The organism is Hymenobacter sp. NBH84, from assembly GCF_014217645.1.
Lineage (GTDB): Bacteria > Bacteroidota > Bacteroidia > Cytophagales > Hymenobacteraceae > Hymenobacter > Hymenobacter profundi.
In genome coordinates this window covers 886,387-901,824 of the sequence record NZ_CP043644.1, presented here as the reverse complement: position 1 = coordinate 901,824, position 15,438 = coordinate 886,387, and the positions used below count along the sequence as shown (strand labels likewise).

Annotated in this window: 14 protein-coding genes; 8 read left to right on the top strand and 6 right to left on the bottom strand. The window is 58.7% G+C overall.

The genetic code is table 11. The features are described 5' to 3' along the window. The first annotated feature begins 11 nt into the window (after window positions 1-11). The gene (locus F1C16_RS03790) at window positions 12-1,919 is read left to right on the top strand and encodes an ABC-F family ATP-binding cassette domain-containing protein (RefSeq protein WP_185283038.1); all 1,908 of its coding nucleotides are present in this window, start codon (window positions 12-14) and stop codon (window positions 1,917-1,919) included. A gap of 59 nt (window positions 1,920-1,978) precedes the next feature. On the opposite strand, the gene F1C16_RS03785 is transcribed toward F1C16_RS03790, so the two are convergent. Beyond that, the gene (locus F1C16_RS03785; protein ID WP_185283037.1) at window positions 1,979-2,731 is read right to left on the bottom strand and encodes a hypothetical protein; all 753 of its coding nucleotides are present in this window, start codon (window positions 2,729-2,731) and stop codon (window positions 1,979-1,981) included. Window positions 2,732-2,956: 225 nt separating this feature from the next. Beyond that, a complete protein-coding gene (locus F1C16_RS03780) occupies window positions 2,957-3,343 on the bottom strand; it encodes a hypothetical protein (protein ID WP_185283036.1) in 387 nt (128 codons plus the stop codon). A gap of 272 nt (window positions 3,344-3,615) precedes the next feature. Between F1C16_RS03780 and F1C16_RS03775 the strand changes: the two genes are divergently transcribed. After that, on the top strand, window positions 3,616-5,352 hold the full coding sequence (locus F1C16_RS03775) for a phospho-sugar mutase (protein WP_185283035.1): 1,737 nt from the start codon (window positions 3,616-3,618) through the stop codon (window positions 5,350-5,352). A 179-nt stretch (window positions 5,353-5,531) separates the two neighbouring features. On the opposite strand, the gene F1C16_RS03770 is transcribed toward F1C16_RS03775, so the two are convergent. From F1C16_RS03770 to F1C16_RS03760, 3 genes are all read right to left on the bottom strand, one after another. Continuing rightward, window positions 5,532-6,806: an aspartyl protease family protein gene (locus tag F1C16_RS03770; protein WP_185283034.1), complete on the bottom strand. Its 1,275-nt coding sequence runs from the start codon at window positions 6,804-6,806 to the stop codon at window positions 5,532-5,534. A 71-nt stretch (window positions 6,807-6,877) separates the two neighbouring features. Beyond that, window positions 6,878-7,945 carry an o-succinylbenzoate synthase gene (locus tag F1C16_RS03765; protein ID WP_185283033.1) on the bottom strand — a complete coding sequence of 356 codons (1,068 nt, stop codon included), beginning with the start codon at window positions 7,943-7,945 and terminating at the stop codon, window positions 6,878-6,880. 124 nt (window positions 7,946-8,069) lie between these two features. Beyond that, on the bottom strand, window positions 8,070-8,321 hold the full coding sequence (locus tag F1C16_RS03760) for a KGG domain-containing protein (RefSeq protein ID WP_185283032.1): 252 nt from the start codon (window positions 8,319-8,321) through the stop codon (window positions 8,070-8,072). Between the two features lie 253 nt (window positions 8,322-8,574). On the opposite strand from F1C16_RS03760, the gene egtB reads away from it, so the two are divergent. From egtB to F1C16_RS03730, 6 genes are all read left to right on the top strand, one after another. Then, a complete protein-coding gene (gene egtB / locus F1C16_RS03755; RefSeq protein ID WP_185283031.1) occupies window positions 8,575-9,882 on the top strand; it encodes an ergothioneine biosynthesis protein EgtB in 1,308 nt (435 codons plus the stop codon). 161 nt (window positions 9,883-10,043) lie between these two features. Then, a complete protein-coding gene (egtD, locus tag F1C16_RS03750; protein ID WP_185283030.1) occupies window positions 10,044-11,042 on the top strand; it encodes an L-histidine N(alpha)-methyltransferase in 999 nt (332 codons plus the stop codon). Between the two features lie 108 nt (window positions 11,043-11,150). Continuing rightward, complete coding sequence (locus tag F1C16_RS03745) at window positions 11,151-12,206, top strand: pyridoxal phosphate-dependent aminotransferase (protein ID WP_185283029.1); 1,056 nt, start codon at window positions 11,151-11,153, stop codon at window positions 12,204-12,206. 178 nt (window positions 12,207-12,384) lie between these two features. Continuing rightward, window positions 12,385-13,776 (top strand): MATE family efflux transporter, encoded by a 1,392-nt coding sequence (locus F1C16_RS03740; protein WP_185283028.1) that lies wholly within the window; start codon window positions 12,385-12,387, stop codon window positions 13,774-13,776. A 396-nt stretch (window positions 13,777-14,172) separates the two neighbouring features. Next, window positions 14,173-14,574: a DUF922 domain-containing protein gene (locus F1C16_RS03735; protein ID WP_185283027.1), complete on the top strand. Its 402-nt coding sequence runs from the start codon at window positions 14,173-14,175 to the stop codon at window positions 14,572-14,574. A gap of 41 nt (window positions 14,575-14,615) precedes the next feature. Next, complete coding sequence (locus F1C16_RS03730; protein ID WP_185283026.1) at window positions 14,616-14,972, top strand: tRNA-binding protein; 357 nt, start codon at window positions 14,616-14,618, stop codon at window positions 14,970-14,972. 82 nt (window positions 14,973-15,054) lie between these two features. Here the strand turns inward: F1C16_RS03730 and F1C16_RS03725 are convergent, their stop codons facing one another. Then, a complete protein-coding gene (locus tag F1C16_RS03725; protein ID WP_185283025.1) occupies window positions 15,055-15,432 on the bottom strand; it encodes a DUF4296 domain-containing protein in 378 nt (125 codons plus the stop codon). Window positions 15,433-15,438 lie beyond the last annotated feature (6 nt).

Here is a 15,438-nt window from a genome sequence, read left to right as displayed (position 1 = left end):
ACCTTTGTAGCATGAATCTGCTTTCCGCTGAGAATATCTCGAAAAATTACGCCGACCGTTGGTTGTTCCGCGACCTGAACTTTGGCCTGCAACAAGGGCAGCGCGTGGCGCTGGTCGGCATCAACGGCACCGGCAAAACCACGTTGCTGCGCATTCTGGCCAGTATTGAGCCCGGCGATACGGGCTCGGTGAGCGTGCGCAAGGAAACACGCGTGGCCTTCCTGGGCCAGCAGCCTGTGTTCGACGAAAACCTGACGGTAGAAGAAACCATCTTTGCCAGCCAAAACGCTACCCTCGCTGCCATCCGCGACTACGAGCACGTGGTAAACGACCCCAACCACTCGCCCAACGAGCTGCAACGGGTGCTGGAGCTGATGGACACGCACAATGCCTGGGACTACGACTCGCAGGTGAAGCAGATTCTGGGCCGACTGGGTATCCTGGGTGAATTGCTGGAACGTAAGGTCAGCAACTTGTCGGGTGGGCAGCGCAAGCGTGTGGCCCTAGCCCGCGTGCTGATTGAGGAGCCCGATGTACTGATTCTGGACGAGCCTACCAACCACCTCGACCTCGATACCATTGAGTGGCTCGAAAACCGCTTGGCCTCCCCTACCCTCACGCTGCTGATGGTAACCCACGACCGCTATTTCCTGGATAAAGTAGCCAACGAAATTGTGGAGCTGGACCAGGGCCGCGTGCACCGATACCAGGGCAACTACTCCTACTTCGTAGAGAAGAAAGCCGAGCGTGAGCAGATGGAAACCGTGGAGGTGGAAAAAGCCCGCAACCTGTTGCGCAAGGAATTGGAGTGGATGCGCCGCCAGCCCCAGGCCCGCGGCACCAAGCAGAAAGCCCGCATCGACGCGTTCTACGAAACGCAGGAGAAGGCCAAAACCAAGATTGGCGGTCCGCAGCTGGAGTTGTCGGTGAAAACGACCCGCCAGGGCGGCAAGATCATTGAGGTAGAGCACCTGCACAAGCAGTTTGGCGACCATGTGGTGCTGGACGATTTCAGCTACGTGTTCAAGAAAAAGGACCGCATTGGCCTAATTGGGCCGAATGGTGCGGGCAAGTCTACCCTGCTCAACATGCTCACGGGCCGCTTGGCGCCCGACTCGGGTACCGTAGATGCGGGCCAGACTACCGTATTTGGCTACTACACCCAAACCGAGCTGGAATTCGATGAATCGCAGCGTGTGATTGACATTGTGAAGGAAGTGGCCGAGGTAGTGGAAATGGCCAACGGCGACGTGGTAACGGCTTCGCAGTTTTTGCAGCACTTCCAGTTCCCGCCGGCGCAGCAGTATACGTTGGTAAGCAAGCTGAGCGGAGGCGAGAAGCGCCGCTTGCAACTATTGCGTGTACTCATCAAGAACCCCAACTTCCTGATTCTGGACGAGCCGACCAACGACCTAGACATCATCACGCTGAATATCCTGGAAGATTTCCTCCTAAATTTCGCGGGCTGTCTGCTTATCGTGTCGCACGACCGCTACTTTATGGATGCGCTGGTGGAGCACGTATTTGTGCTGGAGCCAGGCGGCGTGATGCACAACTTCCCCGGCAACTACACCGACTACCGCGAGTGGCAGAAAGAGCACAACACGGCCGAGTATCAGCAGCAAGCTGCCAAAACGGCCAAAGCCGCTGCTGGGGTGGCGCCTGTTGCCGCCCCGGCAGCCCCTACCCCTGCGGCGACGCCCAAGCGCAAGGCCTCTTTCGCTGAAAAGAAGGAATACGAAACGCTGGAAGCTGCCATTGAGCAATTGGAAAACGAGAAGCAGCAACTCGTAGACAAGCTCAGCAGCGGCAGCGGCACACCCCAGGAGTTGGCCGACTGGGCGGCCCGCCTTAAGAAAATTGATACAGAGTTGGATACCAAAGGCGAACGGTGGCTAGAGCTAGCCGAATTCGTGTAGACAATCTCCACAAAGCAAAAGCGCCGACTCCCACGAGCCGGCGCTTTTGCTTTCTGAAGCTACTGCTTCGTCCGGTCTTGCGTGAAATCGAACGTGGCGGGCTGCTGCTCGTTGACAGGCACTACTACCCGAATAACATCGGCCGCATCGGTGCGCGGAAAGTAAACGTAGCCGCGGATGTACTGGCCCGGTGGCAACGTGTTTTTGCGCAACAGCCGTTGCTCTACCTCCTCCTTCGTGTATCGTACCTGGTCGGCCGCTATGCTGTGGTCTATGCGGTGGTTGGTGTAGTAGTCTCGCTCGCTTTGCTGCCGTTCCTCGCGCTCGTCTATCTCTTTCTCCGTCTCTTCTTTCTTGATGCTGGCCACATTTTCTGTAATGTGGCTTAGCGTGGTGAGCAATTCGCCGAAACTGACTTTGGTGGCTTCTTTGGATTCGTACGCCAGCTGCGTTTCCAGTTGCTGCATGCGTTGCTCTGGGTCGATGGCCGCTACACGCCCCGGCACATTGGTGGCGGTACCTGCCGTTGCGGCCTGGGTAACCACGGGTTGGTAGTAAAACTGCTCGGGGGCCACCAAAATAGGCTGCGAGGAGCCATTTTCTACTACTGCCTCAAACACCAACTCTCTACCTTCATACCGCACGAAGCTCATTTGCACCAGCATACTGTCCTGCTCTTGCAGCATCATTTCGCGTCCTTCATACCAGATAGTATCCGCCGCCGTGGGTTTCATGGTGAGGAAGTAAGACGGTCCGCACGCGCTTAGAAAGCCGCCCAGCATGAATACAGATAGGAGTTGAGGTAATTTCATAATGGGTAGCAAGCTAAAGGGTAATTCTGATAGAACTGAGCATTTTTTAGCAAGTCATCTTCTATCTGTCATGCTTCGACAAGCGGACGCCAAATCAAGCATGACGTTTTGGCGATTCTCTAAACAGATTCAGTTACGCTAACGGAATATGCGGCATATAATATATAAAACAAAACCCAGGCTACGCTAGCGCAACCTGGGTTTCAACAGTAGATTCTTTCTAGCTTATGCTTTCCACACCTCCTGACGCACGGTCTTGCCTACCGTCAGAAAAAGGCGAGTAGGGTTAGGTATCAAAGTAAGACGGGCTTCCTTGCCGGAGTATTTCTCCGAGTCGATCCAGACACCTTCTTTGGGGGTAGGCTCGCCGCTGATGTTGGCGGGCAGGTAGGCCGTGGGCAGCAGCACGTCGGTATCGGAGCCCAGGTCGTCGTGTACTTTCTCCAGCGCTTCTTCCAGAAACTGGCCGTACTCGTCGTTGAAATCATCTTCCAGATCGTGCAGTTCTTCTTCTACGTCGTCGTAGCGGGCGTCGTCGTAGGTGAGGGTTTGCAGTTCCTGCTTTTTCTCAATCAGGGTAACGAGGGCTTGGTTTAGTTCAGTAACGTTCATAGGTGGTACAACGGCGGAGGTTAGAGTTAACGATACAAAGGTGGGGAGGAATCCCTACATTTCTACGGTGGCAGGGCGTAGAAACCCACGAAGGGCCTACCGGCAGACTAGTATACGGGCCAACGAACAGTTGTTTTCGCAAGTTCGCTCCAGGCCTCTTTTACGTAGTAACGGAGATTCGCCAGTGCTTTTCGCGCTGATATTGTGTAAACCTCTTTTCTTTACCGCCGTTCTCAAAAGACCGACTTTTTTTACTTCCACAATTCCCTTTTATGGCTCTCTCCCCCGACGTTCAGCAGAAAATCAATACCTGGCTCTCCGGCAACTACGATGCGACCACCAAAGCCGATATCCAACAGCTGGTAGCCACCGGCCAGGACGATGCGCTCAACGATGCCTTCTACCGCGACCTGGAGTTTGGTACCGGTGGCCTGCGCGGCGTGATGGGCGCCGGCTCCAACCGCATGAACCGCTACACGCTGGGCATGGCCACGCAGGGCCTAAGCAACTACTTGCTGCACTCGTTTGGCGGCCAGGAAATTAAAGTGGCCATTGCCCACGACTCGCGTAACAACAGCAAAGAGTTTGCGCGCATTGCGGCCGATATCTTCTCGGCCAACGGCATCACGGTGTATTTGTTTGATGCCCTGCGCCCTACCCCAGAGCTGTCGTTTGCCATCCGCTACCTGGGCTGCCAAAGCGGCTGCGTTATCACGGCTTCGCACAACCCCAAGGAGTACAACGGCTTCAAGGTGTACTGGAACGACGGCGCCCAAGTGGTAGCACCGCACGATAAGAACATCATTGAGGAGGTGCAGAGCATTCAGTCGGTGGATAAGGTGAGGTTCCAGGCCGACGAGTCGAAGATTCACCTGATTGGGCCGGAGCTGGACGAGGCCTACCTCCGGCAGGTACAGCAGCTCAGCATCAACCCGGCCGCTATTCAGCGCCAGTCGGACCTGAAAATCGTATTTACCCCACTACATGGCACCGGCATCACGCTGGTACCGAAAGCATTGGAGCGCTTTGGCTTCCAGAACGTGCACGTGGTGCAGGAGCAGGCTACCCCCGACGGCAACTTCCCTACGGTGCAGTCGCCGAACCCCGAGGAAAAGGCTGCTATGCAATTAGCGCTAGATCAGGCTAAAGCCTTGGACGCCGACATTGTGCTAGCCACTGACCCCGACGCTGACCGCGTGGGCATGGGTGTGAAAAACGACAAAGGCGAATGGGTGCTGCTGAACGGCAACCAGACAGCTGCCCTACTCACGCAATATATGCTGTCGGCCCGCAAGCAGGCTGGCAAGATGACCGATAAGGACTTCATCGTGTATACGATTGTGACCAGCGACGTGCTGGGCGACATTGCGAATCGCTACCAGGTGACGGCCTACAACACGCTCACGGGCTTCAAATACATTGCCGGCATCATCCGCGACCTGGAGGGTAAGGAAACGTATATCTGCGGCGGTGAGGAAAGCTATGGCTTTATGATTGGCGATTTTGTGCGCGATAAAGATGCTGTATCGGCGTGTGCGCTGGTGGCCGAAATGGCGGCCGTGGCCAAAGACAAAGGCCGCACGCTCTACGAAGAAATGGTGCAGATGTACGCCGACTACGGCCTATACAAAGAACACCTGATTTCGCTGACCAAGAAGGGCCAGCGCGGCGCCGAGGAAATTCAGGAGATGATGCGCGACCTGCGCGCCAACCCGCCCGCTACCATCGCCGGCTCGCCAGTGGTGGAAATCCGGGATTACAAAACCGGCAAAATCACGGATCAGAAAACCGGCCAAACCACCGACACTGGCTTGGAAAGCAGCAATGTATTGCAGTTCCTGACCGAAGACGGCAGCAAAATTTCGGCCCGTCCCAGCGGCACCGAGCCCAAAATTAAGTTTTACTTCAGCGTGAAGCAACCCTTGAAATCTACTGTGGATTTCGACTTGGCCGACCGTACGTTGGATCAGCGCATTCAGGCGATTATCGAGGATATGCAGTTGAAATAGGGTTAATTTAGGTCCTGATAGACTAAAAAAAGGCCTGTCATCCTGAGTGGGGCGAAGGACCTTCTCATGCGTGAACGACAATCGTGTTAACGACTCGTTCACGCATGAGAAGGTCCTTCGCTCCACTCAGGATGATAGGCCTTTTTCATTTTTACACTACTCTCTACCCCAGCCCTACCCTATATCTGCCGCTTCAAGCGCAGGCTCGTAGAGAACAGCTCCCCATTGGGGCGGCGCACGATGAATATCAATTCGCGCTTGTCGCCGGAGTGTAGCAGGCGGCTGATTTGCGTGAGCGTCATGTTGCCGGTAGGCTGCATGTTGATGATGAGTAATTCGTCGTCGGGTTGCAGGCCGGCGGCGGCGGCGGGCGAGCCGGGCTCTACTTTCAAAATGAGGTAGCGGTGGTAGTCGGTACCAACCGCCAGCAAGTCAATGCCGCTCATATCGTGCTCGAAGGGGTCGTGGTAGAGCGCGTTGGGGCGCAGCAGCAGCACGCCCCGCTGGTAGTCGATGATGGTGGTGAAGCGCTTGAGCAGCTCGAAGCCCAGGCCACCGTCGCGCGGCACGGTGGTCTTTAGGCGTACTTCCTGCGCATCGGGGAAGGATGTGAGGAGCGACTTCACCCGGTAGCGCCCCAGCTGCATGCTCTGTACCCGCGCCAGGTAGCCGTTGATGTTGCCACTCAGGCCTAGCCCTAGCTGCGCCCGCAGCCGACGTTGGGGTAGGGGAATATCAGACGCCGAGCCGGTTTCCAGCGACAGGGCATGACCCGCGCCCGTGTCCAGAAGCAGTTTTAGGGGCATCGTCAGGGTGTCGTTGAGCTGCACGGCGGTGGTTAGGTAGGTGCGATTGGCTCGCAGCGTTAGTGGAATGCGGGCCCACCGCCGCGAGCGGGGCGCCCGGTAGCGGGTAGGGTCGTGGAGGTAGAGCAGGGCCGGGTCGGCGTGGATTTCCACCACAAAACTCTGGAACACATCATAGCCCAAAATGCCGTGAATGGGCATTCCTACATAGGCCGACAAATTGAGTATGTCCTCCGAAAGCGTGAAGAACGTGAGGGCCGGTGCTACCGCGCCTGGCAGCTGCACTTGCACGCTATCTACACGGTAGGCCAGCAGCGGCTGCTCCGATTCGCCGGCGCCCATCAGCCGGATTTCCTCGCCGGTGCGCAGTTGCAGGAAGTTTTTTACGGCCGGATCGGTGAGAATAGAAATCCCTACCCCCGAATCGAGCAGAAAATTGTACGGCCCCTGCCCATTGAGCCGGGCACTCACAATAACCAGGTTGCGCTGCAACAGAAACGGCAGGCTGATGCGGCGCGCCCGTGGCCGCTCGAACCGAAAGGCTGGCTTTTCCTGCGCTACCAATGGCCCAGCGCTTAGCAGCAGCGCCGCCAGCAGCCACAAACGACTACCCTGAAAAATCAGTGTAAGTACTTGAACCAAGAGCATACAGGGTAGGAAAGGGCGTTGGGTAAGATACGCAAAAAACGTACGCGCCGCCACTTCACCCCTACCCTAGCCTACTCCGGCAATTCCCACACACCCTGCGGATTGTAGTGCAGCGCTCCGCCCTGGATGTGCAGCGGTGCCGCCACGTTGTTGTGGTACAGCTGGCCCGTGCCCAGGCCCTGCGGAAAGCCATCCATTACGTACTGCCCGGCAAACTGACTGATGGCATTCAGCCCCACATTGGACTCCAGCGCCGAGGTCAGCCACCAGCCAATGCTCAGCTGGTTGGCCGTGTGCAGCCACTGGAGCGTGCGTTGCAGCCCACCCAGTAGGGTTGGTTTCAGGATGATGTAGGCCGGCCGGATTGTCGAGAGCAACGCCGTTTGTTCTTCGGCCGGTATCCCAATCAACTCCTCATCCAGAGCCACCGGCACCGGCGACTCTTGGCAAATGCGAGCCATTTCCGGCCACTGCCCTGCCCGAATGGGCTGTTCGATGGAGTGAATAGCAAACTCGCTGAGCGCCGTTAGCTTGGCCAGCGCCTCGGCGGGTGCAAAGGCCCCGTTGGCATCCACACGTAGCGTCAACTCATCGGGGCCGGCCACCGCCCGGATTTCGCGCAGCAGCTGCAATTCCGTGGCAAAATCCAGACTTCCGATTTTCAGCTTCAGGCAGGAGTAGCCGTCGGCCAGCTTTTTCTGGATCTGCTCGCGCATGAAGGCCGCGTCGCCCATCCACACCAGCCCGTTAATGGGTAGGCCCGCCTCGCCCCGGCTGAACGGCGTATCGTAGAGCAAGCGTCGGCCGCCGTGTTGCAGGTCAAGCAGGGCCGTTTCGAGGGCGAAGCGCAGGGCCGGCAGGTCTTCTCCCACCAACTGGTGCGCGTGTTCGGGTAGTAGCTCTGCCAGGGCACGCCGGTTGAACTCGGCACACAACGCCTGAATTTGCGCCTCGAAACCGGGGCCATAGTCGGGGCTGAGGCCAGCTAGTGGGGCGGCCTCGCCCAGCCCTACCACGCTGGGCTGAGCTGTGTCGTGCACGTGCAGGTACCAGGCCACGTGCTCGGTGAGGGCGCCGCGCGAGGTGCGGGCCGGGAAGTTGAAGCGAAGCGGGCGGTGCGAGTAGCGGAGCGTAAGCATAGAAAATCGGTGGCGTGTGGGCCGTCGGTACACAACAGCGCACGTTGATTTCGGTTGGCTGCCACAAAAAAATAAACCCTTGGCTTAGCCAAGGGTTTACGCATGTAGTAAGTATAGCAACTACCTAGCGGGTAGCCGTCTCCGGACGTGTGCGGCTGGCCATACCACCTTTGCGGCCGGCAGCGCGAGCCTCTTCCGAGGTGAAACGGTGTCCGCGGCCGCTGGCGTGCGAGGCTTTTCCACCTTCGCTGGCAATGCGGCGCTGCTGCTCAGGGTCCATGGCGGCAAAACCGCGGGGGCTCTTCGTAACTGTTTTGTTGGCCCGGCGCTGTGCTGGACGACGAGTGGTTGTGGAGGAAGTGGCGTTGGTTTGCATAGCGCTTAGTGGTAAAAGGATGAAGAATAGAACTTGCCATCTGCGTAAGCAAGTCAGGACAAGAGACGATAAAAAGAAAAGAAAGGACCGCTTTTATGCCTATAAATCAAGGTTTATACTGAACAGTATAGTTACTTACCGCACCACGCCGCGATAAATACGGATGAGCTTGCAGAGAGCTGTATTTATCACAATTCGTTGTCCAACGCCTACCTTTTGCCGTACGTATTAACAACCTGCCAACTCCACTAGTATGTCTACCACTGCTTCCCCAACTACCGTTACCACTACCCCTACCACCCTCAATACCAACTGGCTAACCCGCTACCAAGCCGTGCGCGAGCAATCGGTGGCGCTGTGCCACCCGTTGCTGGCCGAGGATACCGTGGTGCAGCCTACCCTCGATGTGAGCCCACCCAAATGGCACTTGGCGCACATGAGCTGGTTTTTTGAGACGTTCCTGCTGCGCGAATACCTGCCGGGCTACACGGTATTCCACCCCGAATACGCCTACCTGTTTAACTCCTATTATAACTCGCTGGGCAGCCGCGTGAACCGTGCCGACCGCGGCACCATCTCGCGCCCACCGCTGGCCGATGTGTACGCCTACCGCGCCCACGTAGACGCGCACATGGCTCAACTGCTGGCCCTAGCCGACACCCTACCCGCCACGTTTGCCGAGCTGTTTGAGTTGGGTTTGCAGCACGAGCAGCAGCACCAGGAGCTGCTGGCTACGGACATCAAATACATTCTGAGCACCAGCCCGTTGGCACCCGCCTACCTACCCGCGCCAGCCGACCAGAAACCAGCTACCTCAGCCCCCGCCGCTACCTGGCTGCCTGTAACCGGAGGCATCCAGCGTATGGGCCACGAGGGTACTGGCTTTTGCTTCGACAACGAGCTACCGGTACACGATACCTACGTGGCTGACTTCGAGTTACAAAACCGCCTGGTAACCAACGCCGAATACCTGGAATTCATACAGGCCGGCGGCTACAAGGATTTCCGCTATTGGCTGGGCGAAGGCTGGGAACTGGTGCAGCGCGAAGGCTGGCAGGCTCCCTTGTATTGGGTGGAGAGAGATGGGCAATGGCTGCGCTTCACCCACCACGGCTTGCAACCCCTGAACATGGCCGCGCCGGTCACGCAAATCAGCTTTTACGAGGCTGATGCCTACGCGCAGTGGTCCGGCCACCGCTTGCCCACGGAACAGGAATGGGAAATTGCGGCCCGACAGTTTCAGCCTACCACGGCGGCCGGCACCTTCCTGGAAAGCGGCCTCTTTGACCCGCAGCCCCTCCCCGCCGATGCCGACCCCAGCCAGTGCCACCAGCTCCTCGGCGACGCTTGGGAATGGACGTATTCGCCCTACCATCCCTACCCTGGCTACCAGCGTGCGGCTGGGGCACTGGGCGAGTACAACGGCAAGTTTATGGTGAACCAGCTGGTACTGCGCGGCGGCTCCTGCGCCACCCCCGAAAGCCACATTCGCCCTACCTACCGCAACTTCTTCCACGCCGATAAGCGCTGGCAGTTCACGGGTATTCGCTTGGCCCGGTAACGTCTGTCATCCTGAGCATGTGGCGCATCAAGCCAGTGTCGAAGGACCTTATCACGATTGAACGACAGACGTAGCAACGACTCGTTCTGCGGGCATAAGGTCCTTCGCTGCACTCAGGATGACAATCTCATTGTAAAACCGCACCCGATACTTTTTCTTTCATGCCCCACCTCTCCTCCCCTACCTCCACTGAGCCAGCAGCACCCGCTTCTGCTACTGATCTGGGCCAGCACGTAGCCGACGGCCTGAGCCGCACGCCCAAAATGCTGTCGTCGATGTATTTCTACGACGACGAGGGTAGCCGACTGTTTCAGCAGATTATGGCGCTGCCGGAGTACTACCCTACTCGCACCGAGTTTGCCTTGCTCACGACGCACCAGGCCGCCATTGCCGATGCACTACGCCCCACAGCCGCCGACGAGCATTTTTTTCTAGTGGAGTTGGGAGCTGGTGACGGTCTAAAAACCAAGATCTTACTCCGTCATCTACTCGATACCGGCGCCCGTTTCACCTACGTGCCGGTAGATATTTCGACGGGTGCGTTGGATGGCTTAGTAGCCAGCCTGACCGACGAGCTACCGACGCTACCCGTGGAGCCCGTAACGGCCGATTACGCCGATGCGCTGACGCTGCTGGCCGCCCGGCCCGGCCGCAAAGCGGTGTTGTTTCTGGGCTCCAACATCGGCAACTTCCTACCCAAGGATCGGCATGAATTCCTGCGGAGCGTAGCCCGGCCGCTTTCGTCCGACGACCGGCTGCTCATTGGCTTCGACTTACAAAAAGACCCGCGCCTGATTCGGGCGGCGTACGACGATACACAGGGCATTACGGCGGCGTTCAACTTCAATTTGCTCAAGCGCCTGAACCGCGAGTTGGGTGCCGATTTCGACTTGGAGCATTGGCAGCACTACACCGATTATGACCCGCTGAGCGGGGCTGTGCGCTCCTTTTTGGTGAGTACCCGCGCCCAAACGGTGCAGTTTGCCGCCCTGGATTTGCACGTGAAGTTTGCGGCCTGGGAGATGATTCATACCGAAAACTCCTACAAGTTCACCCTACCCCAAATCGAGCAGCTGGGCCAGGATGTCGGGCTCACACTGGTGCATTCCTTCTCGGATGCGCAGGCTTATTTCGCCGACGTGGTGCTGGCACCTGAGTAGCCGCGGCCTAGCTTGCGGCTTCCTTTCTATCTTCTGACTTCTCTGGTATATGTCCTCTTCGCTTCTGGTTAGTCTGGCTTCTGGCTACGGCCCCTACCCTACCCCGCCGTGGCGGTGGAAGCGGCTACGGCTGCTCTGCGCAGCAACCGGGCCCTGCCCGTATCGGCGGCCGAAGGACAACCGGAATTACGGGCGGCTCTGGCGTCGCACTACCGGCAGTGGGGCGCCACCCACGTCACGCCCGAGCACGTGGTGGTGACGCCCGGCGGCAAAGCGGGTCTGCTCACGCTGCTGCAAGCCGTGCTGCAACCCGGCGACGAAGTGCTGGTGCCGACGCCCGCGTGGTTTGGCTTCTGGGAGGTGATTCAGCGGGCGGGCGGCGTGGTGCGGCTGCTCCCGCTTTCTGCTGATGATAACTACGCCTTTACCCCGGCGCAACTCGCGGAGGCCTTCACGCCCCGCACCCGCGTGCTACTGCTCACCAATCCCAACAACCCCACCGGCCGCCTCTACACGCGGGCCGAGGTAGGGGCGCTGCTGGAAGTCACGCAGCAACACCCGGAGCTACTGGTGCTCTCCGATGAAATCTACGACCTGGTGCAGTTTGGCGAGGACCCAACTCCTACCCTGCTTTCCTTCCCTGACCCGCACGCGCAACACTTGGTGCTCAACGGCTTCTCGAAGTCGCTGGAGTTGGTGGGCTGGGGTGTGGGCTACCTGGTAGTGCCGCCAGCGCTGGCCCGCAAGTGTGCGGCCATTCAGTTTGCCACCGGCAAATCGGTGCCCGCGCCGGCCCAGGCGGCAGCCCAAGCGGCCGTAGAAGCCGCCGCTGCCATTGCGGCCGACCTGTTGGCCCGGCTGGCGCCCAACCGGGCCCAGCTCTTGTACGCCCTGGCTGCCCTACCCCACGTGCCCGCCCTACCCCCGCCGGCCGGCACCTACTACGCCTTCCCCGATTTGCGCGCCTACCTACCTCCAGCCGAATCGAAAGAGGTTGCTTCGGCTGCCCTGGTGACCCATCTAAAATCCAACGGGGTAGAGGTGGTAGACGGCACCAGTTGCGGCACGCCGGGCTTTGTGCGGCTTTCATACGCCGTAGAGCCCGCGGTGCTGACTGAGGCCCTGGCCCGGCTGCGAATGGCGCTAGAAGCAATGCGCAAGTGAATTTAGAGCGCTGTCGGTTACCCCACCCCCGTCCCCTCCCCTCCGGGAGAGGGGTGCGTTCTGACGAATCATTCTGATGTTGATTGGCACCCCTCTCCCGGAGGGGAGGGGCTGGGGGTGGGGTGAACGGCAGTGCTCCGCATTACGCTACCTTTGCCGGCCCATTCATCTGCTTGCTATGTCTTTCACCGCGCTTCGTCCACACATTAAACCCACCTTGCTGCTGGCTTACCCGGTGGTCCTGAGCCAGTTGGGCCACGTGCTCGTCAACGTCTGCGACAGTGTGATGGTAGGCCACATTGACCCGCCTGCGTTGGCGGCTACGTCTTTGGCCGCAATTTCGTTGGGTGTGAGCACGAGCACGGTAGGGCTAGTGTTAGGCTTAGGTGTGTCGTTGGGCATCACGCCGCTGGTAGCCGCAGCCAATGGCCGCCGCGACGTGCCTGCGCTGGGCAGGCTGCTGGTGAATGGTGTGTGGCTGTGCCTGGCGGCCGGTCTGGTGCTGGCGCTGCTGGGCTTTGCCCTAACGCCGCTGCTGCGCTACCTGAACCAGCCGGCGGCTGTAGAGGCCCTGGCCCGCCCCTGGATTCAGGTCTTGTTCCTGTCCTACGTGCCGCTGATGCTGTTTCAGGCGTTCAAGCAGTTTGCCGAAGGTCTGGGCCTCACCCGCCAAGCCATGTACTTGTCCATCATGGCCAACGTAGTGAATGCCTTCCTATGCTACGTCCTGATTTTCGGCCACTTCGGTATAGCCCCAATGGGGCTGATGGGCTCGGCCTGGGCCACGCTCACGGCGCGCATTCTGATGGCCGTGCTCATGGGCACCTACGTGCTGCGGGCGGCCCGCCTGCAACCCTACCGCGAAGCAGCCAGCACGCAGTTCCTCCCCGATGTCGTTACGCTGCGCCGGTTGTTGGGCCTGGGCGCGCCCATTGGGGTGCAGATGATGTTCGAAATGGGCGCCTTCAGCTTTTCCGCCATCATGATTGGCTGGTTGGGCGCTACGCCGCTGGCTGCCCACCAGATTGCCATCAACGTAGCTTCCGTTACCTATATGGCGGCCAGCGGCATTGCGGCCGCGGCCACCGTGCGGGTAGGTAACTTCTACGGCTTCGGCGACGGCCCCGGCGCCCGACAGGCGGGCTTTACAGCCTATTGGCTCACCTTCCTGTTTATGGGCACGATGGGCCTCATACTGGTAGCAGGCCGCCAGGTGATTCCCTACCTATACAACGACACAACCCTGGTGGTAGAGCAAGCCGCTGGCTTGCTACTTATTGCCGCGCTGTTTCAGGTATCCGATGGCTTGCAGGTGGTAGGGCTGGGCGCGCTGCGCGGTCTGGAAGATGTAAAAGTACCTTCTATAGTGGCCTTGCTGGCATATTGGGCGGTAGGGCTGCCCATAGGCTATGGCCTGGGCTTCGGGCTGGGCTGGGGTGCAACCGGCGTATGGGTAGGGCTACTCACCGGCCTCACGCTGGTAGCGGGCGTGCTGCTCTGGCGCTTCCGGCAGCACAGCGCCCAAACGCCGGCAGCCGTGAGTTCGGAACGGATTGTAATGGCGCATTGAGTGGTGAGGTTGTGAATAAAGAATACGGCTGTCATCCTGAGCTTGCGAAGGACCTTCTCATGTTAGAACGAGTCGTTGGTTACGCTTGTCGTTCACGCGTGATAAGGTCCTTCGCAAGCTCAGGATGACAGACGCTTCTGCATTTGCAACCTCACAACTCACCATCTCACTATCTTGCAACTAAAAAACTCCCTTTCAGCGTTGGCACGGAAGTAGTATTCCTGTCTGCCATGTCCTTCTTCTCGTTTTTGTTGCCTAGCCTGCTGCTGGGCGGCTTTTTTTTCCGTTCCTACGCCCGCCCAAACCGCGCCTCCTAAGCCCGAGGTTATTGCGTGGTCGGCGCAACGCAAGCTCACCTGGGCCGATTTCAAGACTAAGCCTACCCCTGCTGACCGCTTGGCGGCCCTCACCTCAGCCAATATTGATGTGCAGGTGGGCTGCAAGGATTTCGTGTTTTCCTCGCAGGTGCAGGCTGTCTTTATGCCCACTGAATCGTGGGTACGAGAGGCCACCAAGGCCAGCCCCGAGCTGCTGCGCCACGAGCAGCTGCACTTCGATATCACGGAGCTGTATGCTCGCCGCATGCGCCAGAAGCTGAGCCAAACGCAGTTCGATTGCCAGCATCTGCAACCCAAGTTTCAGAACCTGACCAAAGCCATGTTTTCGGAGTGGCAGCGCGAGGAAGCCCGCTACGACCAGGCCACCAACCACGGCCTGAACAAGCCGCAACAGCAGCTATGGGAAACCCAGGTGCAGCAAAAGCTGGCGCAGTTGGAGCAGTTCGCCTTGGCGCAATAAGAACCGTTGACCTTGCGTGAAGTGCTACCTTGGCGTTACGTATGGCAGAATCCACCACTCCCGCTCCCCTTTCTTGGGACGAATTCACGCGCGTCGACTTGCGCGTGGGCACCATTGTAGAAGCCCGCGAATTCCCGCAGGCGCGTAAGCCAGCCTACCAGTTGCTGGTTGATCTAGGACCTAAAATCGGCCTAAAACAATCCAGCGCCCAGATTACGCACCATTATCAGCCTTCAGACCTCATAGGCTGCCAAGTGTGGTGCGTGGTCAACTTCCCGCCCAAACAAATCGGCCCGTTTCGCTCCGAGGTACTCGTGACGGGCACACCCGATGCCGATGGGCATATTGTGCTGGCCACAGTGGCTAGCCCTGTGCCCAACGGCAGCCGTTTATTATAAGAATGGTGAAGTTTTGAACCTACACTCGCATTCCATGCTCTCCTGCACTCACTCGGCTATGCCGAGTGAGTGCGAACAATAGCTATTTCGTTTGATTGTTCTGGCTGGCTTCTTCCAGCTTCTTTTCGCGGGCCGCCAGGCTATCGATAATTTCCCCGTAGATACCATCCAAGTCTTTGTCGTGGATGGCGTAGTAGCGGTAGCTCTGCTGAAAGACCGAATCCGTGACTTGGTGCTGCTGCAATACCAGGCGCTGCTGCTCGTTGTAGAGCGCCCGCGCTGAATCGGTGCTCAGGCGGCCCGACTCGATGCGCGCTTCCAAGATGTGCAGGTCGATGAGGATGCCGCGCATCTGTTCTTTGGAGAGCAGTTGGGCGGGTGGTACGGCCATTTCGGGCCGGTCGCAACTGCTCAGCAACAGGCTCAAAGACAGCAGGGCGTAGGATAAAAGAGTTTTCACGTGGGC